17 protein-coding genes are annotated in these 21,041 nt (G+C 58.6%); 9 read left to right on the plus strand and 8 right to left on the minus strand.

The window, feature by feature from the left end:
• Positions 1 to 229: 229 nt before the first annotated feature.
• Positions 230 to 526 carry a thermonuclease family protein gene (locus AC6BOR_RS09745; protein ID WP_498060645.1) on the minus strand — a complete coding sequence of 99 codons (297 nt, stop codon included), beginning with the start codon at positions 524 to 526 and terminating at the stop codon, positions 230 to 232.
• A 429-nt stretch (positions 527 to 955) separates the two neighbouring features.
• Between AC6BOR_RS09745 and AC6BOR_RS09750 the strand changes: the two genes are divergently transcribed.
• The 3 genes from AC6BOR_RS09750 to AC6BOR_RS09760 all read left to right on the plus strand — a co-directional run bounded on the left by AC6BOR_RS09750 (position 956) and on the right by AC6BOR_RS09760 (position 2,989).
• Entirely contained in the window at positions 956 to 1,201 is a 246-nt protein-coding gene (locus AC6BOR_RS09750) for a hypothetical protein (protein ID WP_498058260.1), read from the plus strand.
• Between the two features lie 540 nt (positions 1,202 to 1,741).
• The gene (locus AC6BOR_RS09755; protein WP_498058261.1) at positions 1,742 to 2,350 is read left to right on the plus strand and encodes a hypothetical protein; all 609 of its coding nucleotides are present in this window, start codon (positions 1,742 to 1,744) and stop codon (positions 2,348 to 2,350) included.
• A 51-nt stretch (positions 2,351 to 2,401) separates the two neighbouring features.
• Positions 2,402 to 2,989 carry a transposase gene (locus AC6BOR_RS09760; RefSeq protein ID WP_498058262.1) on the plus strand — a complete coding sequence of 196 codons (588 nt, stop codon included), beginning with the start codon at positions 2,402 to 2,404 and terminating at the stop codon, positions 2,987 to 2,989.
• A 49-nt stretch (positions 2,990 to 3,038) separates the two neighbouring features.
• On the opposite strand, the gene AC6BOR_RS09765 is transcribed toward AC6BOR_RS09760, so the two are convergent.
• From AC6BOR_RS09765 to AC6BOR_RS09785, 5 genes are all read right to left on the minus strand, one after another.
• Positions 3,039 to 3,707, minus strand: coding sequence for a thermonuclease family protein (locus AC6BOR_RS09765; RefSeq protein ID WP_498058263.1), 669 nt, complete (start codon positions 3,705 to 3,707; stop codon positions 3,039 to 3,041).
• Positions 3,708 to 3,985: 278 nt separating this feature from the next.
• Positions 3,986 to 4,192, minus strand: a complete 207-nt coding sequence (locus AC6BOR_RS09770) for a DUF5818 domain-containing protein (RefSeq protein ID WP_498058264.1) — start codon at positions 4,190 to 4,192, stop codon at positions 3,986 to 3,988.
• A gap of 118 nt (positions 4,193 to 4,310) precedes the next feature.
• Complete coding sequence (locus tag AC6BOR_RS09775) at positions 4,311 to 4,868, minus strand: hypothetical protein (protein WP_498058265.1); 558 nt, start codon at positions 4,866 to 4,868, stop codon at positions 4,311 to 4,313.
• 398 nt (positions 4,869 to 5,266) lie between these two features.
• Positions 5,267 to 5,836, minus strand: a complete 570-nt coding sequence (locus tag AC6BOR_RS09780) for an HD domain-containing protein (RefSeq protein WP_498058266.1) — start codon at positions 5,834 to 5,836, stop codon at positions 5,267 to 5,269.
• Between the two features lie 71 nt (positions 5,837 to 5,907).
• Positions 5,908 to 6,900: a helix-turn-helix transcriptional regulator gene (locus AC6BOR_RS09785; protein WP_498058267.1), complete on the minus strand. Its 993-nt coding sequence runs from the start codon at positions 6,898 to 6,900 to the stop codon at positions 5,908 to 5,910.
• A gap of 148 nt (positions 6,901 to 7,048) precedes the next feature.
• Here AC6BOR_RS09785 and AC6BOR_RS09790 point away from each other — a divergent pair, with 148 nt between their 5' ends.
• The 6 genes from AC6BOR_RS09790 to AC6BOR_RS09815 all read left to right on the plus strand — a co-directional run bounded on the left by AC6BOR_RS09790 (position 7,049) and on the right by AC6BOR_RS09815 (position 17,763).
• Positions 7,049 to 7,768 (plus strand): outer membrane protein, encoded by a 720-nt coding sequence (locus tag AC6BOR_RS09790; RefSeq protein WP_498058268.1) that lies wholly within the window; start codon positions 7,049 to 7,051, stop codon positions 7,766 to 7,768.
• Between the two features lie 919 nt (positions 7,769 to 8,687).
• Entirely contained in the window at positions 8,688 to 9,665 is a 978-nt protein-coding gene (locus AC6BOR_RS09795) for a phosphoribosyltransferase (RefSeq protein WP_498058269.1), read from the plus strand.
• A gap of 135 nt (positions 9,666 to 9,800) precedes the next feature.
• On the plus strand, positions 9,801 to 12,734 hold the full coding sequence (locus AC6BOR_RS09800) for a cadherin domain-containing protein (protein ID WP_498058270.1): 2,934 nt from the start codon (positions 9,801 to 9,803) through the stop codon (positions 12,732 to 12,734).
• Between the two features lie 813 nt (positions 12,735 to 13,547).
• Positions 13,548 to 14,762, plus strand: a complete 1,215-nt coding sequence (locus tag AC6BOR_RS09805; protein WP_498058271.1) for a TolC family protein — start codon at positions 13,548 to 13,550, stop codon at positions 14,760 to 14,762.
• Positions 14,759 to 16,468 (plus strand): type I secretion system permease/ATPase, encoded by a 1,710-nt coding sequence (locus tag AC6BOR_RS09810; protein WP_498058272.1) that lies wholly within the window; start codon positions 14,759 to 14,761, stop codon positions 16,466 to 16,468. Before AC6BOR_RS09805 ends, AC6BOR_RS09810 begins: the two co-directional genes overlap by 4 nt.
• A complete protein-coding gene (locus AC6BOR_RS09815; protein ID WP_498058273.1) occupies positions 16,465 to 17,763 on the plus strand; it encodes an HlyD family type I secretion periplasmic adaptor subunit in 1,299 nt (432 codons plus the stop codon). The genes AC6BOR_RS09810 and AC6BOR_RS09815 overlap by 4 nt, the downstream gene beginning before the upstream one ends.
• A 384-nt stretch (positions 17,764 to 18,147) precedes the next feature.
• Here AC6BOR_RS09815 and AC6BOR_RS09820 read toward each other — a convergent pair whose 3' ends face one another.
• Positions 18,148 to 19,032, minus strand: a complete 885-nt coding sequence (locus tag AC6BOR_RS09820; RefSeq protein ID WP_498058274.1) for a hypothetical protein — start codon at positions 19,030 to 19,032, stop codon at positions 18,148 to 18,150.
• A gap of 11 nt (positions 19,033 to 19,043) precedes the next feature.
• Positions 19,044 to 20,813 (minus strand): caspase family protein, encoded by a 1,770-nt coding sequence (locus AC6BOR_RS09825; RefSeq protein WP_498058275.1) that lies wholly within the window; start codon positions 20,811 to 20,813, stop codon positions 19,044 to 19,046.
• Between the last annotated feature and the right edge of the window lie 228 nt (positions 20,814 to 21,041).

Genomic DNA, 21,041 nt, shown 5'->3' on the forward strand with positions numbered 1-21,041 from the left:
ATGGCGGCTTATTTCTGGGTCCGGGGGCTGATTTTCTCAGTTCATGGACTGAAATGGTGTGCTTTATTCTAGAGACCATGCGTCAATTTCGTGACGGTGGGCAGGCAAGAATGACGTTCTACATCGACGGCTGGCGAGGGGCCTCTTTTGGATTTGAGGCGCCATCCTCAAACAATAGCGACAGCTTCATTGTGGCATTCTTTGATCCGCCAGCCTATCCCTCGTAGAGCTATACATCAGCGGCAAAGCTTTTTGCAGGGTACGCCATCGCCGTCACCATGTTTGTGCCATCCACGGTCAGCACCGCCACAGCCTGGCCGTATTGGTCAATGTCGGTGACCCGGGCCCTGATCGTTCGTCCAAATACGACATCTGACAACATGCGCTTGGCGGCGCGACCGAAGGGTTGCCCACCCTCAGGGGCATCGATCTCGCCGAGACGAATTGTCCTGTCTCCTGCCGTCGACGAGGAGGGTGATCGTATCGCCGTCGGTGACCTGCACAGCTTTCCCGGTGAGCGTTTCAGCCCATGCCTGTGGAGCCCAGACCAACATGGTGATCATCATCAGCGAGAATGCCAGACGCATGAGAGCCAGCCTCATCTGGGATGGGAGATCAGTGCCGGGTTTCACATGGCCGAGGCCCCTGCAACTCCGAGATGCGCCTCAGCCCGCATGGTGGCCATTTCCGGTGCAGCCTCTGCATGCTTCAGCACGAAGGCAATCTGCGCCTCCGAAAACTTCGATCGCTTCATCGCTTCCTCCGTCTCACGGCCATCACCCTAAACTGGAAACTTCCAGCCCAGAACGGTCCAGGAAACGGGAAGCAGGTCAATCGGTAGCCGGAAACTGCATACAAATGGCTAACCAATTCAAGAGCCTGGCGTGCGCGCCCTTGCTGCTCCACTGGCTCCAGACACTGTCCTACCAGTAACGCCTGACCCGGTGCCTTGCGATTGCACAACGCCTGCGGCGTTGAGTTGGCGCGCAGCGTCCCGTGCTGCCTGTTGCTCGGCAACCCGTCGAAGCTCTGCTGCGCGCTGCTGGGCTTGCCTCTGTGCCTCTTGACGTTGGGCTACATCGCGGGCCGCATCATTGGCGCGACGGGTTGCCTCAACTCGGGCACGCTCGCCTTGCTCGGCGGACCGACGGCGTTCCTGTTCAGCGCGCTCGCGGCCCGCACGCCCGTACTCTTGGGCTGAAACCTGCATGCTGATCAGGATCAGCAACGGCATCCACATTGTCGAGATCCGCATCGGCCCAAAACTCCCTATGGGGTGTTGATAGAAATTGAATACCGTGCATTTATACTCGATTATAGATCAAGGGGCACTGGAATGTTTTCGTCACCACGAACCTTCAGTCATGCTAAGGCCGTCTCTTTAATAATTGTATGTTGCATTGTTACGGCGGGCTGCAGAAACGAGCAGCCTTCGTCCGAAGTGACGGGCAGAACTGAGGCGACTGTTGTCCGCGCGATTGATCACATTGCTGATTGTGACCGCTTGGCGAGTGACCCCTTTGATCCACAACGCAACGCACCTGGGGTGCCTGAGGCCGAGATGATTCCAATGAGGGCCCTAGAAGCATGCCAAGCTGCGCTGGGTTCGGGAAGGATGCAAGATAGCGCTGTAGAGAGTCGCATGAACTTCCAGTTAGCGCGGGCTCTAGGGGCTATGGGGCGGCCAAACGACGCCTTCCTGCCTTTGACGCGAGCTGCTGAACTCGGGTCACCGGCGGCAATGAAGGCACTTGGAGACGCATTCTACTACGGCAAGGGCCTACCAGACGGAATGGCGGACGACCTTGAACAGGCTGTCTCCTGGTACCGTCAGGCGTATAATGGAGGATATAACGGAGCCGGCGATTTGCTTGGACAGGCTGAGGCCGAATTGGCCAAAAGTGTACTTGACCCTAACAAATTTTCTCGACCTGATTTTATTAAGGCTTTGTATAATAGGGATATTTCTAATATTGGCGCTCCTTTGTCATTGGCGTATTATACACAGGGATTGGTAGCTAGCTTGGACAGCAATGAGGCTTTATTCATAGACCCGTCCTGCAAAATTTTGATTGGTCGCCTGGGTTCTCAAGTGCTAAGTCTTTCTACTATCGCGGCGGCTTTTGCTCAGTTTCAACAGAAATCAGTTAACGGCTCCCCAGAGGAAGATTTTATGGGGAATATGCTAAAATTATTTATTCAAGAAGGGTTGAAGCAATATTGGATGGATCAGGGCGCAAGGGATGCAACTGTACTATTCAACAAGGATGTATATGGATGCGACAGCAGAGTAGCTAAGACAATAATCAATAATGTGATGGTTACTAATACTGGAAACGCTGCTCTATAAGAGAGGGTATGCCCCGTGCATACGTAGAACGGACATTGTATATGATGAGGCATGATGAAATCTCTCATTTCTAGCGAGTTCTTCAAGCAGTTGCCGGAAGACGAATCCCGCCTGAACCACCTGTTCAATGTCCGCTTTGGTCAACGCCACACCTGTTCAAAGTGCGGGCGCACTTCCAACCGGAATCGCATAAAGGCCGAACGTGCTTATTGCTGCCAGCGGTGCAGCCATCACCTGCACCCCACCGTGGGCACCCCGTTCGAGCAGACGCGCACCCCGCTGCAACTGTGGTTCTATGCCATCCACCTGTTCACCACCACACGCCGAGGCGTGAGCGCCAAGAAACTTCAGTGCCAGCTTGGGGTGACCTACAAGACGGGATGGCGCATGGGCCACGAAATCCGCCAGCACATGGCTGTCGTTGACGGCGAAGGCCCGGTCGGCGGCCCTGGCACCGCCGTTGAGTTTGATAAAACGCTAATCAGAGCGGCGCGACGTTCCAGCCCTTCCTTGTCGAACCGGCCGGCGAACTGCACGCCAATGAACTTAACAGCTTTGCTGCCCGGCATACGCAGGGGTATTGCTTCCATCACCCCCATCCGCAACAGCAATCGCCTGATTCTAATCCCCGCCGGATGAAGTTAGGAGGTCAGTTCTCGGGGCATCAAGAAGTACCGAAGGTGCCCGACTAACGGCAAAGCTTCTCGCAGGGTACCCCATCGCCGTCACCATCAAGGCTCCTGACCTGGCAGCTGTTGAGGAAATGCAGCGCTTCTTCGCATGAGCCCATCTGGCGGCAGACCCGCTTGGTTCCGCATTGACGGCCTTGTTGGCCTATCGACTGCACTGCGACCGACTGCGGAGCGGTTGTCAGCGGTGCGGGCCCGCCCCGACGTTTCGCTGCCCGCCAGTCCCATGGCGCCATGACTTGATCGGGCTGGAGCCTCCAAAGTCCGCGGCGTGCCTGCCGGGCCTCTTCCTCCCAACGGAGATATCGTTGATCCGACAGATATCGTCTGTAGGCCCAGGCACCGCCACCCTTCACCATCTGGGCATTGATGTTTGTGCCATCCACGGTCAGCACCGCCACAGCCCTGCCGTAGCGGTCAATGTCGGTGACACGGGCCCTGATCGTCCGTCCAAAGACAAGATCCGACAACATGCGCTTGGCGGCGCGGCCGAACGGTTGCCCACCCTCGGGGGCATCGATCTCGCCGAGACGAATTTTGTACTGTCTCCGGCCGTCGACAAGGAGCGTGATGGTGTCGCCGTCGGTCACACGCACCACTTTCCCGGTGAGCGTTTCGGCCCAGGCCTGTGGTGCCCAGACCAACATGGTCATCATCATGAGCGTCATGGCCCGCCGCAGGAGAGACACCCTCATTGCGGAGGAAAGGTCAGTGCCGGGTTTCATCTGGACGCGGACCTTGCATCTCACGGATGCGCGACAGGATTAGCAACCACGTCCGATGACCTGCCATGTCCCCCGAAACGAGTAACGCGTCTGCACGCATGGCGGCCATTTCCGGCGCCGCCGCGCCATGCTGATCAATCTGCTGCTTGGCGCAGGCCCAGAGTTCCCAGTCGGACAGGCTTGGTTCTGGTGGGTTTAGCGACATTTGGCGGTCGGCATCATCAGGCTGCGGTAATGGATTCGACGTCGATCAGGTCGAAATCAGAGCGGATACCAACCACACGAACCCTCTCACCGATCAGGCTTTTGTCGCGCAGCGAGCCATCCAGTCGCCATACGCCGCCATCGTCGCGCTCGAGGAAGAGATAGTGCGACCCGGCTTTGCGGAACAGTCGGCCAAGTTCTTCATATCGATGACCCTTGGGCATGGCTCATGCTCCCGCTTTGGCACCTGCAATGCAAGAGTGGACCAAACTGCGTCGACCCATCGGACGGGAAGGAGACGGCCCTATGGCCATCTCCTTGCAGCGGTCGCCGGAATGGCAATCAGGGCTTTGCGCTTGCCACATCAAAGGCGAGATCCTCATCCAGGAACGCCTTCACGGCGCCGCCCATCGGAATCACGGCGCTGGTACCGGTCGTGAAGAACCCCGCAATCGGGATGAGTGCCACTGCAGCGACCACGCCCCCTGTGCCGGTGACGCCCTTGTCGTCAAATGAACCGGTCAAGCGGACCGTGCGATCGCCCAATCGCATCGAGATCACCCGTGCGCCGATGTACCCCGACTTGCCCCACATTCCCTTGTTGCGCACCTCGGTGATCTCGCCGATCGCTGGGGTGCCCCCCGGGATCACAATAACGCCATTGGCGCTGACGCTTGACGAAACCTCCATCTGGAAGCGCTGGCCAACGCGCAGCTTCTTCTTCTTGGTGGTTAGCTCCTCCCGCATGATCAGTGGCACCTCCGCTCCCGCGCGCAGGATGTTTTCGGACTTCGGGCTTTGAATGACTGCAACCGCCTGCGGGGTCGCGGTAACAGCAGGAGTAGGTGATGCCGCCGTTGCTTCGGCGGGCTTGTCGGCAGGCTGGGCGGCTTGCGCCATGGCAGCACTTGAAGCCACTGACAGCAACACAGTGCAAGCGACCTTATCTAACATTCTTGTTCCTTTGATTGTTCAAAATTGAACGAAAGCTACGCTATCGAAGCACGAGCAACTTAACAACGCGCTGACAGAAAATCGTCTCGAATGCGGTTGATCTCCGGATTTTGACGGCCCCGCCCGGTACAGGAGTGGGTGCTCGGCCTTCAATCACTCGTCTGAAGCGTCTGGGTAAAGGCCGTCCTGCCTACTTCCGCCGCTGGCACCTCGCTTGACCCCTGCATTATTGCAGGTCGCTTGCCATAGCTTGACGATCTGAACGGCCATCATGATAGTACATCCAGGGTCAAAGACGGCCGGCATTGGCGACAAGGCGCCAGTGCCGGCCTATTTTCACTCGATCAGGAAATTGACCCGAACGCCGCACACGCACGGTCAAATGCTGCTTCGAGGCCGGCGTTAATCCCGCGCACGCCTGCCACAACCGTCTTGGCCCATTCCACATACTCCCGCCGTCGATCGTCAGACCAGTCTGCGGGTGGGGTTTGGGCGAGGTCGCAGAGATTGCAGGTCTTGTCAGCCAGCTTAACCAACTTGGCCTCAAGGGACGCATGGGCCGCGTGCAGAACCTGCAGTTGCTTGCGCTCGGCCTTGGGCAGCGACTTGTCGTCGGTCACCTCTGCGACCACGTCGGCGATTTCCCGACCGAAAGCCTCCACCAACTCGGCGTAACTGGTCTCGGTATCCTCGATGGTGTCGTGGAGGATGGCCGCGCACAGCACGACGTGGTCGGTGATGCCACCCTCGCTCACCAGCAGATTCGCGAGGGCGATCGGATGGTTGATGTAGGGGGATGCCCCGGCATCCTTGCGGCGCTGGTCGCGGTGCTTGTGGGCAGCAAAGGCCAGCGCGGCAAAGACCTTGCGCGTGGCGCTGTAGGACAGGCTGATCGATGGGATCGTGTCGGGCAACTGTGTCTCCTGTGGATGTCCATATCAGCCCTATCGCAACACCATGCCAAAGCGGGTCATGGTTGAACGGATCAGGGCAGGGCAGGCCAGTCCGGCATGGTTTCCGGGAGTAGATCCCGCAGGGCCTGCGGTTCCAACACCTCGACGTGTCGCCCCCACGTCATCAGATGCCAGGCCATTTCGAGCAGGCCGCCGGCGTGAAAGCGCACGATAAGGCAGCCATCTTCGCTGGTCTCTATCGTTTGGCTTGGGTGGAACTGGAATTGTCGGGCTATCGGTGCTGCCTCGGCGCTGAACCGCCACACCACATCTACCGGAGGCTCCTCGAATACGCCGAACGAGGGGGCCACAAAGTCGGCCAGATTGAAGTCCGGATCGCGTTCGAAGCTCTCCGTCAGCAGCTTCAATCTGGAGATCTGTGGCAAGGCAAAGAAGCGCACGCCCTGGTCCGGGTTCTCATCCTTCAAGGCCACCAGGTAGTGGCGATGGCCATAGAGAAAGCCGAGAGGCCGAACAGTTCGGACTTCGTCCTTGCCGTTCATGCGCCCGGCATAGGCAAAGGAAACCTTCCGGCAGGACTTGATCGCGGTGCGCAAGGTGGCGAACAGCGATGCGGCAATGGCCGGTCGCGGGCCAGGTCGCATCGCGATGCCCTCAGCTTCCGCCAGCGCGCCAAGGTCGGGATCGAGCCGCCGCAGGAGGTCGGCGGCAAGGCTTGCACGGATCTTGGACGCCACGCCGCGAAGCTCCTCCGCCTGATCCAGCAGGTTCTCGCGGACGAGGATGGCAGCGGCATTTTCCAGCGATGCCAGGTCATCGGCGGTGATGCTGCCCAGCGGCTGCGCGGCGCCGCCCGAAAGCCGCCAACGCTTCGCCCGATCATTCGAAGGCACCTCATCGGCCTGTGGGAAGGCCGCAATCACGGCATCTCTCATCCGGATCGCGGTGCGCCGGCTCACCTGGAAGCGTGTCTCGATGTCAGACAGGGTCATCCCGCCACGAGCTGCCTGCATTTCAAGTGCAAGCTGGATCAACCGGTCGGCACGACCATAACGCAGTGACATGCACGCCCTCACAACTGAAGCGGTGCTGTGAAACAAGGCATGGAAGCTCGCAAGCAGTTGCTTGCCTCTGTCACGGCTTGTTCACGCTTTGAGCATGCCAAACGGGGACACGGTCAAGTCATGCCAAAGCAGATGTCCTTGATGTTCAATGGATGTTCCAATCCAGCATGTCCCGGACTGGTACAGCGGTTCTCTAATTGCTGCGCATTCGGCGGCGAATCGTTCCGTCGGACTCACGCAACTGGAGACCAAACAAATGCACAAGTTCATGATCGCAGCCGCGTCTCTGCTCGCCGGGGCCTCGGCCTCTGCCGGCGAGTTCACTGGCCCGTGGGTGGAAGCGCGTGGCGGCTTTGATAGTGTCCAACTCGTCGTTTCGGGCAATGGCGCCAATGCATCTGCAAGCCGCAGCGGGTTCGCCTATGGGCTGGCAGCCGGTCATGATTTTGCCATCGGTGGCAAGGCGATTGCCGGTCTGCAGATCGGTGCCCATGGCTCCACTGCCAAGGTGTGCGACGCTGTCTTCGGCAATGACGAAGCCTGCCTGAAGGCTGGTCGTGACTTCGAACTTCTGGCGCGAGTTGGCGTAAAGGCTTCGTCCAGCCTGCTCATCTATGGCGTCGCCGGCTATGCCAACGGCCGCATCTCAGCGACCTATGTCGACTTCACCAACGCCGCCAACAATGACCGCGTCAGCGACAATGGCGGCGGCATCCGCATCGGGGCTGGCGTTGAACAGTCGTTCGGCAAGATGTTCGCCAAGGCCGAGTATCGCTACACGTCTTATGACAAGACCGACCTCGGCTTTGGTGTGGATGCCGGTTTCAACCGGCACCAGATGTTGGGCAGCATCGGGTTCCGATTTTGAGAGAAAGGTGTAGCCAGGTGTGAGGGGAGGTGCCTCAGCTTATGCTGCGGCACCTCCCTGTCTATGTAGTGTTGGCCATGCGATCGAGAGACGGTCAGTCCAAGCAATCAATGCTGGGTACCTTGCTCTCACACCCGGCGAGCTTTGTGCTGCTGCCTGCTCCAGGTCTGCAAGCGGAGCAGCCTGACCGAGGCGTTATCAGGATCCAAGACAATTGGACAAGCATGGCGAGTGGTTGATCAGCGCGACAACCACAGTGTGGCCTCTATCTCCGTTCGAGCCGACGAAGTTGGCAATGTGAACGTATTTGTTGATTGTAACTTGACGTGCATCCATCCCATGTTGAAAACTGATGGACGGCGGGAAATTAGGGTCGTTTGGCTTGTGGGGTGGCTTACGACCTATGCCTGAAACCGTTCTGAAAAGCAATTTGCTATCTGCGGATCAAAATAATTCCTTTGCAGCAAGGTTACGAAATGGACCGATGCGGTCCATAATTGATCGAATACTCCGTAACGCGGCTGACGATGCGAACGTTTCGTGCATGGTTTTGGGCATATGCCACCCAGAATGCTATGAACTCTTATCCACCCACGGCGTGCCCATTACTCACTATCGGGACCGATTTCCAATTAGCAAAGTTTCCTACGATCTGTTTGATCAGGAACTTGAGATCGACGACCTGCAAAATGACGCTCGCCTTTCTGAGGTAACTATAGCTCCATTCGCAAGATCTTGGTGCTACGGCGCCAGTGTACCAATTCGTATGCGAACACCTTTGCCAGATGGAGGGCGTCTTGTACTTTCATGTGCCGACACGGTATCTCACATAAGCCGCGGCAAAGTTCTCGGAATAATTCGGAACTGCGCAGAACTCATAAGTGACCTCGTCTGGTTGAGCGCTCAACTGGAGCGCGCTGTGGGCGCTATAGACCCTAACGCAATTGTCGAGGCTGTGCTTCAGGCTGGAATAAGCAATTTGAATCTGGCTGTATGCATAGTCAATGAAGATCTGAGATTAATCGCAAAATCACAAAATTTTGTCAAATCAGGAAAATTATCGATTCTGTCTGAGAGCGGTATACATACAAATTCAGGAATTGTAAATCTTATGCCTAATATAGTGAATTATCTAGAGGAAAGTTGGAGGACAAATATTCCGTCTCGATTGATAGAAATTGCTCAAAATGAGAGCAAGTTTTCCTATCTAGACATATTTCCTTTGCAATTCTCAAGCGCTGGAAAATTTGCTATACTGTCCGTTCATAATGGTGATCACGCTTTTGGTTTGATGGAAAGCCTTGGCGTCAATGAGGTTAGAGAGACCTCTCCTGACAGCACAGGATGGAGTGATGAGGGTCCTGGCCCGGTTAGCCGCTTTCTTCTGGAAACACTCGTCGCAGGTCAGAGGCTCAATCGAAGGGGCGACGTCAGTTACATAAGCCTGCGAAAATGGCGTGCTCCGATTAAGGCGTACCAAATCAGCGCGCTGAAGGCTCTCAAGGCAGACATTCCAGACTCGTTTGTAACGGCGGTCGCAGAGGAAATGGTTGACGCAGTTCGGACCGTCTACGGCGATACGAGAAATTGTGTCATCGTGCCCGTACCATGTGGCAGCTCAGGGGCAGGTTGTCTTGCGTCCCGACTTGCCACCCGTATGGCCCGCATACTCGACATTCCAGTCATAAATGCATTTGCGCCGATCGAGGTGGCAAGGTGCTCCTCTCATCCTCGTCGAAATATTAAAAGACCTAAGATGAACTTGATGGAGAAGATCAGTCAACCGGTTATCCTGGTTGATGACGTTACAACGTCGGGGTCTCATTTGTGCGAAGCTGCGAGTCTCCTGCGCATAAACTCAACACACGTTTGGCCAATAACATGGATTGGATCATGATGCTGGCAATTTAGTTATCAACTGCGATTGAAATACGTGACCTCCGTATTGGAGGAAAGGCGGAGATGACTCTTAAACATCTTCGACCCGGGTTCGTTATGGCTGAAGCCACATACGGCATTGGAGTCGAAGACAGTGTCAGCTCGAACCATTCAGATCGTCCTTACGCTGGGCCAATCACTGTCCGTTGGCTCGACATCCAATGCATCCAGACGTGTCGTTTCAACCAAGCCCTTCGACTCCGAAGGCATTCTGGCCCTCGACTTCGGCGCTGGACACAACCCCGCTACAGGCTGGGGCACGGCACCTGTGAATCTGACGCAATTTGAAGGGTTCACCGCGCTCCAGGAGAGCGGTAGCGAAACGCATGTCACCGGTATGATGTCTGCCCTTCGGGTAGCCTATCAGGAAGCGGGCCTGGTTGCACCAACGCTGCTGCACATCAATGCCGGCGCAGGCGGTCGATCCATTCTTGAACTCATGACGCTGCGGTCCTCGATATTCCAGGACCTTCCCTCCGCTTTGTCATCGACCACTGCCGGCGACATATTTGCCATTCCTGTGGATCAGGAGAGCTTCAATTTCTACCAGAGGACCCAAGACGGGTTCACGTTCGAATCCATGCGGACAGGGCCGTTGGTGTACATGGACAACCTGCGCGCGCAGTTGCAGCTCGCCGTGGAACATGCCCGCGATGAGGGGTACGAAATTTCTCCGACCATCGTCTTTAACTGGGTGCAAGGGCAGTCGGATAACTCATTGAAATATGACCAATATCTCACAGAACTGATCGACAACGTCAATTCAATGGCCGATGCCGTCTTTGGCCGCGACGTCAAGGTAGCAACCCTTGTCAGCCAGACCCGCGGATATGGAGGGAAGAGTGTTTCGCTCGATCAGCTGCAGGTTATCCTCGAGCGGGAAGACGTCGCTTTCGGCGCATCGGAATTCGAGTTTCAGGCGCGCTATCCATCTCGCGTCAATGGCGACTACACGCACCTGAACCCGGAAGGGTATTTCCTGATGGGTCAGCGGATCGGCAGAAATATCTTTTCCATGCTGAATGGGCAGGAGAATGCGCCAATTCTGTTCGACACCATCGAACAGCTTGATACACGAACCCTGCTTGTCACCTTCTCCGGTGTCGATACCCAGCTGGTGAACGATACGTCCAGATATGTAGCGGCTAACCTCATGCTCCCGCCTTCGAACATGGGCTTTTTCGCCTATGGTGCAAACGGCTCAAAGCCTGCCACCTTTGCTATCGCATCAGCCGAGATCGTCGCGCGCAATGCTGTCCGCCTCAACTTTGACCAGGACATCGTTGGCGATTTCACGCTCTTTCTGGGGCGAACGCCGGAAGACCTCCTGAAGGACGGGCCAGGCGGACTGAGCCTGACAGGCTTTGGCGGCAGCACCTTGCGGGATGCCGGGCGCTTGGAGGCTTTGCAGCCCACTGGAGGCGCCGCTCTCGCCGATCCCTTCTTGTATGAGTTCGCTCCGATCCAATCCCGGGTTGTCACTGCAAACAGGGCACCGCAGATCGCTGCCACTCATACGGTGACAGTGAACGAGAACAATCTCGACGTCATCGACCTCAACGCCAGCGACGACAAGAGCGGCGAGGGGAGTGGCCTGACCTATACCATTACGGGTGGCCCGGATGCAGGCCATTTTGCTGTCAATGCTGCTACCGGGCAGGTACGCTTCCTTTCCGCTCCCAACTTCGAAGCGCCGGCCGACAGCGATCAGGACAACGTCTACGTGCTGAATGTTGGGGTGAGGGACGCACTTGGTGCGACCACAACCTCAACCGTCTCTGTGACAGTCTTGAACGTGAACGAGGCTCCCCACAGCCTGGTTGCTTCGTCACTGCTTGTGGATCGCAACGCCGCGCCGGGGACAACGATCGGATGGCTGACTGGCGCTGACCAGGATGCCGGTAGCGTGCTGACGTATAGTGCTGTGGCGCCAGCCAACAGCTTTTTCGCCGTCGACCGTTCGACGGGACGCGTGTTTGTCTCGGACAGTGCGCGTCTCCAGTCGTTCGACGCGCCAATCGTCGTGTTTGGCGCCAGGGTCGAAGATGCCGGCGGTCTTGCTCTGGACCGGTCATTTGAGATTTCCGTCAGCGGCGCAACACCAACGACTGTCTACTATTTTGGCACCGCTGGCGCTGACACTGCCAGCTATTCTGGCCCGCTTCGGTGGGTTGCAGACGGTGGCAATGGGGATGATCGACTGACCGGCGGCAATGGAAACGACGAGATCAATGGCGGACATGGCAATGACCGCCTGTCTGGCGGCAACGGCAATGACCAGCTCCTTGGCGGCGATGGCGATGACATCTTGGCCGGAGGCAGCGGCAGTGACACGCTGGTTGGCGGCAATGGTGATGATCGTCTTGACGGGAATTCCGGCGCAGACGTCATGCGCGGTGGCGCAGGCAACGACATGTATTATGTTGACGATGTTGATGATCTCGTCATCGAGTTTGAAGCCGATGGTCAGGACATTGGTGGAGACGACCGTATCATTGGCTGTGTGTCATTCACCATGCCTGCGTTCGTCGAGCAGGGCACTCTGACCGGCACCGCAGATCTGTTCGTCTACGGTAATGACCTCAGAAATGTCATTACCGGCAATGCTGGTAACAACCTTCTTCACGGAGGAGGAGGTGATGACCGCATAACCGGGGGCGACGGCGATGACATTCTGATTGGAGGCACCGGACGCGACACGTTGATCGGCGGCAATGGCCGGGACTCGTTCATGTATGCGTCCGTCGCCGATGGAGGCGATCAGATTTCTGGCTTTGTAAGTGGCACGGACAGGATCGTGCTCAGTGCTTCGATGTTTCCAGACGCAAATGTGCGTCCTGGGCTGTTGGATCCATCGATCTTCACAGTTGGAGCAAGGGCTACCAATGACAGCCACCGGGTGATCTATGATCAAAACACACGGACGTTGTTGTTTGATCCTGATGGAACCGGTGCGTTAAGCCCAGTTGTGCTTGCGTCGTTCTCTTTATCGACGCAAATATCGCAGAGTGATATTTTCATAGGATAAATCTGTCTGGCGGCGTACATGAGAAAATTGCCAGATTTGAAGACGATTGCTTATTTTCTGGTCTTTGCCTATATGCTGAAGAGCGTTTTGATTGGGCGATTAATTCTAAAATCCTTCATGGCTTCGCCTCACGCAGTAATCTTTCCAGTGTATCGGCATCAGACGACTCATTTGGACGTCGCAGCGCCCGCAAAACGTCCCACAGCTCTCGCGGAAGCCAAACCGAACGCTGAACAAAGCCTTCCTGCTGCATTGCGTGACGTTGACGGGCATTGGCTGCACGCTTCGCCTCTCCAGGCAAGAAATGGGTGCGAGGTCTCCCTCTTCTAGGGACGCTAGTGCTTTGATCAGCCATCCAACACACGATAACTGACCATTGCCCTGTAGGAAAACGCACGGGTCAGGGATGAGTACGGAAGCCACCGCGAACCATTGGTGACGATCAATCTTGTCACGAGTCTGAAGCGTGGCCCTGAACCGCGCAGTGTTCGGCGGTCAATCCGAAACCGCGATTTGCAAAAGGCCAAATGGTCGTTTCTGACACCCTGATACGTCTAAATTGGCGTTAACTTGGGCTTGTATAAGGACTCAGGTCAGATGCAATGCCAGCTTTGAAGCGCCAGATTGTTACCGCTTGGTCGATTTAGCAACCAGACACACGACGAGGTCGATTGCAACGCATGCTCGAGAGAGAGAATGAAAGCGTCTTTGGCAGTTGCAGTTGCAGTTTCGTTGCCGGGTAGCACTGGGAGTTATTTGGCAGAGTTGCAGCCAGACGATATCGCATGGCTGTCCAGGGTAAATGAGAGGCCAGTGTTGGATTTCCCGGCCCAGTTGCGGGCAGCCGCGGATGCATTGCCGTTTGTGAATGAAGGGCGGGAAGGTCTGGCAGCAGCTGATGCGCAAACCCGTCAGACGCGCAGTCGATTGTTTCCACTGCTGAGCGTGGATGTGAACAGCGCCGATACATTGGCCCGAAACTTCCAGCGCCAATCCACCAGGTTTGAAAGTCTGGTGCCGCGTCAGCGCACCGATGCCATCGGATCCGTGACCCAGCTTCTGCTTGATTGGGGGGCGACGTCGGCGCGGATCCGTTCGTACCAAGCGGCGGCTGACAGTGCCCGCGCCCGTTATGAGCTTGCCCGCATCGATGGCATGGTTGCCCTGATCGCCGCATGGCACGAAACCATTGCCGCGAAACATGCGCTGGATCTTACCAGGAACCATGCCGCCAGGCTGAACCAACTGGCCCGATTGGTGGCCAGTCGTACGGATGCTGGCGTGGAGAGTCAGGCCGATCGTGCGCGGGCTGAAGTCAGCGCGGCCCATGCCGAGGCCCAGCTGGCCGAGGCGGTGCGGCGGACAGAGGTGGCGGCTGCGCGCCTGGTAGAGTTGTGGGGAGCATCGCCGCCAACACCAGCGCGCGCCTTGCCCCCGCCCGATGATGGCAGCGTGGTCGTGCGGCCAGATGTGCGCGCAGCGCAAGCCGAAGCCAAGGCAAGGTTCGCTTCGGCACGCGCAGCCAGATCCGATCGGTTGCCGCGCATGGAACTCCGTGTTGCCGGCTCCGCCTTCGACCTCACGGGTACCGGTCGCCCCGACTATGATGTGCGGGCGACCTTGTCGCTCTCCACCCGATTCTCGCTGGGAGGCGGAGACGGGGCACGAATTTCTGAACTGTCGGCCCAAGCGCGGCAGGCGGACTTTGCAGCCAAGCGACTGGTTGCCGAGAATGCTCGTGAACTGGTCGAGGCCGAAGCCGATCTGGCGGCGCGTGAGGCCAGTCTGCCTGCACAGCGCCGCGCTGCCCTGGCCGCCTTTCAGGCACGTCATCTGTTTGGAGTTCGTTTTGCTGCAGCGCGGGGCACTCTGTTCGATTTATTGGCGGCTGAGCGCGACGCATTGGAGTCGGGCCTGGCCTTGGCCGATGCCGAAATCCGCCTTGATGTCGCGCGCTGGCTGATCCTGGCGCGGCGGGGCAGCCTGCTTGTTGTGGTGGACGGCCCTGGCGCAGGGCGGCCAAATTGAAGGACCTGTTGTCCAGATACCTGCCGGTTTGGCTGGCTGAGGCGCTAATTGATCATCGCGGCACCTACGGCCGGGCGGCGCTGGCAGCACTGTTCACCAATGTTTTTGCGCTGGCGTCCTCGCTTTTTTCAATGGTGGTATACAATCGCATCGTTCCGTCAGGAGCATCTGCATCCCTAATCGCACTTTCAGTCGGCATGGGTGTCGTGCTTCTGTTTGATTTCGTGTTGCGGGTGTTGCGTGGTTGGTTTGTGGATGTGGCCGGGCGCGACGTGGATGCCAGCCTCGGCAACCGCATGTTCGAACGGCTGATCGGTTTGCGCATGGCCGACCGTCGGGAATCGGCCGGCGGCTTTGCCAGCCTGCTCCGCGAACTGGAGACCATCCGCGATACCCTGGCGTCTTCGACCCTGATCGCACTTGTAGACCTGCCTTTCACCCTTTTGTTCCTGGCAGTCATTGTCGCTATCGGTGGACCATTGGTGCTGGTGCCGCTTCTTATGATCCCGCTCGTGGTGATGACCAGCCTCTCTGTGCAACCGGCTTTGGATCGCCTGGCGCGCGATAATCTGAGCCAGAGCTTTTCCAAGCAGGGCGTAGTTGTTGAAACCGTGTCGGGGCTGGAGACCGTAAAGGTCGGTAGGGCCGCTCCCATGCTGACCACGCGCTGGCATCGGGCGATGACGGACAATGCCGCCAGCGCGCTGTCAAGCCGACTGTTGTCGGCCGTGGCAATCAATGTCGCGGCGTCCGCGCAGACGATCGCCTATGTCGGCACGGTGATCCACGGCGTGTTTCTGATCACAGGGGGTGAATTGACCTCTGGCGCACTGATTGCCGCGTCGATCCTGTCTGGCCGGGCGGTAGCCCCACTTGGCCAGGTTGCGGGCCTCCTGACACGCCTGTCGGCGACGCGCGCGGCTATCGGACGATTGGATAAATTCATGGCCACTGAGCCGGAGTTCGGCACCGATACCAGCGTGAGGCGTCAACGTTTGGAGGGCGCGATCGCGTTCAGGGACGTAACCTTCCGCTATCCGGGCAAAGGCCAATGCGCCCTGCGTAACGTGAACCTTGTGATGAAGCCGGGAGAACGGGTGGGCATTGTTGGACCGGTGGGATCGGGCAAATCCTCGATCGCACGGCTCGTGCTCGGACTATATCAACCAGATGAAGGCCAAGTGTTGATCGATGGCGCCGATGTGCGCCAGCTCCATCCTGATGACATCAGAGGCAACATTGGCACTGTCTTGCAGGACGTGACGCTGTTTTCCGGGTCCGTCCGCGAAAACATCACGCTCGATGACCCGGCCATCGATGATGAGGAGCTGATCCGTGTCGCCAAGCTGTCCGGTACGCATAATGTCGTGGGCGCCATCGAGAACGGCTTTGACCTGAAGCTGGCGGATCGGGGCGAGGGGCTTTCTGGTGGGCAGAAGCAGGGCATCGCCATCGCGCGCGCCCTTGCCGGCCGGCCATCAATCCTTGTGCTGGATGAGCCGACGAGCGCGATGGATCCGCAATCGGAACAGCAGTTGCTTGGCCGCTTGGCCGGCGAGATCCAGGGACGGACATTGCTGTTGATCACCCATCGCCCGGCTCTGCTGGCCTTGGTGGACCGGGTTGCGGTGATGGCCGGCGGACGCATCATGCTCGATGGCCCGCGGGATCAGGTGTTGAAGCAGCTGAAGGGAGGAGGGTCGTGATCAGCCTGCCTGATCGAATGTCGGCTCTCCGCTTGAAGGAGGCCGACTTCCCAAGCCTCCTGCTGTTTGGAATCGTTGGTTTCACCAGCATTATGCTGGTCTGGGCGGCGCTGGCGCAGATGGACGTGGTGGTGAACGGCAGCGGTCGGATCATCCCAACGTCACAACTGCAGGTCCTGTCCAATCTGGAAGGCGGCACACTGAACCGCATTGCAGTGAAGCCAGGTCAGCGTGTTGCCACCGGCGAACTACTCTTGCAACTCGACCCGGTTCTGCGCGCTTCTGATGCTGCGGCAGGTCAGGCCAGTGTGGATGCGTTGGCTGCCCGCGCCGCGCGCCTGGCAGCAGAGGCCCGAGGCGATACTGCGTGGCAGGACGACGTCAGTGGCAATCCGCAATTGCTGGCCAATGAACATGCGCTAGCACAGAGCACCGCCCGGGCGCTTGCTGCCGAGCGCGGCTTGGCCTTTGCCCGGAAAGAACAGGCCCAACGCGGAGTGACCGAGGGCCAAGCCCAGTTGCAGCAGCGTCAAGAGGCCTTGCACCTTGCACTTCGCGAAGAAGCAGTGATGCGCCCACTGGTGGAGCAGGGTGCCGAACCGCGGCTGACGCTTGATCGGTTGGCTAGTCAGCGTCTCCAGGCTGAAGCAGGCGTCCGTGCCGCACAAGCTGCCCTAGACCGGGCCCGAGCTGCGCTTATCGAGGCGGACCGTGGTGTAGTTGCAGTTGATCTGCGATTTCGCAACCGTGCGGCCGAGGCGCTTGCAACAACCAGGGCTGAGTTGGTCAGCCGCAATGGACAGCAGCCCGCGTTATCAGACCGGCTGGTGCGGACCCAAGTGCGTGCACCGGTGGCTGGCGTTGTGTCGCGCCTTCTGGTGTCAACCGTGGGGTCGGCGGTGTCTCCTGGTGCGCCGCTCGTAGAACTGGTGCCGGCGAGTGACCAGCTTCTGTTGGAGGCGCGAATTTCGCCCGCTGATGTTGCGTTCGTGCGTCAAGGTCAGACCGCTCGTGTGCAGGTGACGGCCTACGATTACAGTCTCTATGGCGCACTCAAGGGCAAGGTGGAGAATGTGGCGCCTGATGCAGTGGCCGATCAGCGCACGGGAGAGGCCTACTTTCTGGTGCGCATCACATTGCCTAACCAGTGCTTTGCCACGAAGGACTTTGGTTGCTTGCCGCTGGTCCCGGGCATGACAGCCAATGTCAGTGTCCTGGGGCCCAAACGTTCGGTGCTATCCTATCTTGTCAGCCCATTAACCCGGATCGGGAACGCTGCGTTCAGGGAGAAATAGCATACCTGTGTCAATGCTGTTTGGTTGGATTTGAGTGTCATCATGATGTCGCCCCAAGCAGGCCTACTCGCGCATCAAAACGGCTATGATCGCTGCCACACGGGAAACGTCTTCTGCGTTTTCCGATCGATCGCATCGCCTAATTCGGATCGCGTTGGGATTCGGCCCAAGCAGCATCGAGCAATAGGCTTAGCCGTCGCACCGCATCAGAGCGCCAGTAGCTGGTGATTTCCCCTTTCTTAGGCGAGGATGAACCCGACCAAAGTTGCCAATCAACGAATTGGCCGATGACTCTGAGACTGTACGCATGAGCGTGGTCAAACGGACGCTTGGGATGGCAGGGATGGTGGGATGCACAAGGCTTCGTGTGACGGGCAAACACCCTCATAGGGCCACGAGCGCCCGATGCAGCACGTCGACGACCCTATGATCGTTGATGTAGCCACTGATCCCGTGCGCGTTTGACGTCCTGTTCCAGACGCCGTCGTAGTTCGCCACCGCCGGCTGAATTGGGAAGTGACTGGCGTCCAGCGGGTATAGCGCCACGACGTCGCGCCTGTCCCGCGCGTTGTACCAGCTGCCGATCACCTTAGGGTGGACGATAGGGGCAAGCGCCTCGCGGCAGATCTTCAGTCCGAGTGGCGAACCGAGCGTCGTTAGGTGCTCGACGGCGCCATATCCGCGATCCCGGAGTATGTGGTATGCGATCACGCTACCCAGCGAATGGGCAACGCAGACCACGGGCAGCTCGGTGTCGAACGCTGGTGCCACGATAGCGTCGATTTCCTTCCGGACGGTGTGACGCTCCAGGTATATCCAGACGTCGCGCAGCACCCGCTCGATCATGTCGCCATCAATGCCCGGGATCTTGTCCAGGGTCCTGATGATGGCAAGTACCCATGGCCAGTTCTGCGGGCCGCGCTCAAAGGCGGCGACCCCCGCCTCGGCGACGACCTGCTCCTCGCTCACCCCTTCCTGGGCGCGAACCTCATCGAGATAAGCACCGAGGAAGGCGCGGTAGTCGGCCTCGGCGTCGTAGAGCTGCGGACCCCGCACGATGATGTCGTCAGGATCCGGTTCACCCAGCTGCGCAAGCAGCTCAATGAGCTTGTCGCCGTAGAAGGGCGCCCGTACCTCGACGCCGTCGAGACACGTGGCCCGCGCACCCAGGGCGTCACGGAGCGGCGTCATCCACTCCTCGATTAGCGCCTGCTCCGACTTGCCCTGCTGAGCACGCCCATGAACCAGAATCAGCCTTGCCTTCGCCACCGCCTATCCCCTCAACTCGCGCGGACCAGTTGCGCAACCCCCTCCATCGCCGACCGTTCAAAGACGGTCCAGAAGCCGGGCACACGCTCGAGCCGCCGTAATTCCTCCGGAACCTGCGCTCCAAAAATGTCCAGCAACGACCAGCTTTGCGACAGAAGCGGCAGCGTAGGGAGCAGCGGTACCGGACCGTCACCGCCCCCCCCAAGTAGCCACGCGTCAAACAGATCGATCCCGAGATCGCGCCGCATATGTTCGCGGACAGACGCTGCTCCGACCAAATCACCTGCGAGCACGTAGGCCAGCGCGGACACCAGGCCGAGCATCGGGTCAAAGCGCTTCAGGTGACGCAGACGACGCGCCAACTCGCTTGCCGCTTCCCGCGTCGGATCGAGTAACCCCAGCGTCGCTGCTGCGAGGACCTCCGCGCGCAGTTCCTTTACGCCGTTCTCGAGATGTGGGAGCCAACTGTAGGTGACGGCAAGCGTGCGTCCCTCGTGACGCACCACCTCGCACGCGAAATCGCTCAACACGGGCAGGAGCATACCGCACCCGTCGGCGAAGCACACTGCCACCTGCGACGCCCGGCCCTTAAAATCGAAGAGAACGACGTCGCCGTCTGGTTCAACCCAGCCCGTGAAATTCAGCCCGGTTGAGGAAATGATGTCTTTGAAGGTATCGCCCACGCACTTCAGGCTCGAATCATATTCAGTTCTGAGAACTTTCCCGCCTTGCCGGCTTGTCGCGCCGATCATGCGCCGGCGCTCTTCAAACCGCTCGGCGTCTTTGGCCGCATCTCTGACGATCCAACGCTTCGGCGGCGTGCCTCCTCGTACCCGACCAGTGGACGTCCCCGTACGCCCATCAGAAGTCCGCGTGGAACTGGCGGCGGCCCGTTTCCTCCCACCGTCGCGCGAGACATCTCTGATTGGTTCGTGCCCTGTCCGGTGCAGTTTTAACAACTTTATCGGCTCGGTAGCCGGCGACTCTTCGGTGGCCTCGTGCGTGCCTCCCAAGCCCCGGCCCGACGCTTCGTTAAGCGCGATGTACCCTTGCCGGATCTGGACCTGCACGTCTGGCGACTGCGTCAGCGTTAAGGAGATGGCCTCGGCACGTGCGTTCACACGGTCGGCCAGCACGCCGCGCAGCCAATCGTTCCGCACGTAATCCCTGTTGCCGATCCTCAGCAACGCATCCTCAGGGGCGTCAATGTGCGCCTCCAGCAATTCCTGGGTGAAAAGGCCGTGAGCCGCCTGAGCTTCCGTGCCCTGGCGTTCAAACGCGGGATCTCCCGGGCGGGTGGCGTAAAAGTAGTCGATCTCGGCTGTCCGAGAACTGGGTGCCAGGTTCGGGAATATCGAAGCGCCCGCGATACCGCTGTGGACGCCGCTAATCGGCGCGACCCTGCAGGCGTCGCTTATAAACACGATCTCCGGGATGCCGCGATAGCGGGCCATGTTTCCAGATGCGACCACGTTGACCGCCTCCGATGCGTCCGAGGGAGCGCCGCTTAATAGCCAGAACTCCTCGACCGGCCCTTTCAAGAAGCCGTGGCCAGCGAAGTAGACGACCAGCCGTTCCACCGTACCCGCATCGACCAGACCAGCAACCGCGCGAAAAATCTGACTCCGTTCGACCGGCGCCTCTCGGTCAGTGAACAGCGCTACCTGATAATCGCTCCGCTTGAGCCACTCCGCAACCTCCTCCGCTCCACTGGCGGCCGCCTGCAACCGAGGAAGCCCGCCCCCAACCGAATCCACGCCAATTACGACGGCTGCACGCATCTTCCGCTCGTCTCCAACTGTATTGATCCTGCAAGCAGTGACGCTACACGTACCCACGGTCAACTTGAACCCGTACCTGCCCCCGGCCAATAACACCCGTACGGTTTGTAAACGCCGTCAGTTTCCGCCTATTTATGCCCACCAACCTTAGGTAAGCGATGACGAAGTCGACAAGGCCAAACAATTCAAGGGAAGCATTCGCTCGCATACCGTGGGCATACCGGGGCC

The sequence above is a fragment of the Sandarakinorhabdus sp. FBCC-B8862 genome (genome assembly GCF_059745315.1).

Excerpts from the sequence above, each read along its gene's own strand:
- AC6BOR_RS09755 (WP_498058261.1), top strand. The coding sequence starts at position 1,742 with ATGAAGGCACTTGGAGACGCATTCTACTACGGCAAGGGCCTACCAGAC.
- AC6BOR_RS09760 (WP_498058262.1), top strand. The coding sequence starts at position 2,402 with ATGATGAAATCTCTCATTTCTAGCGAGTTCTTCAAGCAGTTGCCGGAA.
- AC6BOR_RS09765 (WP_498058263.1), bottom strand. The coding sequence starts at position 3,707 with ATGACGCTCATGATGATGACCATGTTGGTCTGGGCACCACAGGCCTGG.
- AC6BOR_RS09770 (WP_498058264.1), bottom strand. The coding sequence starts at position 4,192 with ATGCCCAAGGGTCATCGATATGAAGAACTTGGCCGACTGTTCCGCAAA.
- AC6BOR_RS09775 (WP_498058265.1), bottom strand. The coding sequence starts at position 4,868 with ATGGCGCAAGCCGCCCAGCCTGCCGACAAGCCCGCCGAAGCAACGGCG.
- AC6BOR_RS09785 (WP_498058267.1), bottom strand. The coding sequence starts at position 6,900 with ATGTCACTGCGTTATGGTCGTGCCGACCGGTTGATCCAGCTTGCACTT.
- AC6BOR_RS09790 (WP_498058268.1), top strand. The coding sequence starts at position 7,049 with ATGGATGTTCCAATCCAGCATGTCCCGGACTGGTACAGCGGTTCTCTA.
- AC6BOR_RS09825 (WP_498058275.1), bottom strand. The coding sequence starts at position 20,813 with ATGCGTGCAGCCGTCGTAATTGGCGTGGATTCGGTTGGGGGCGGGCTT.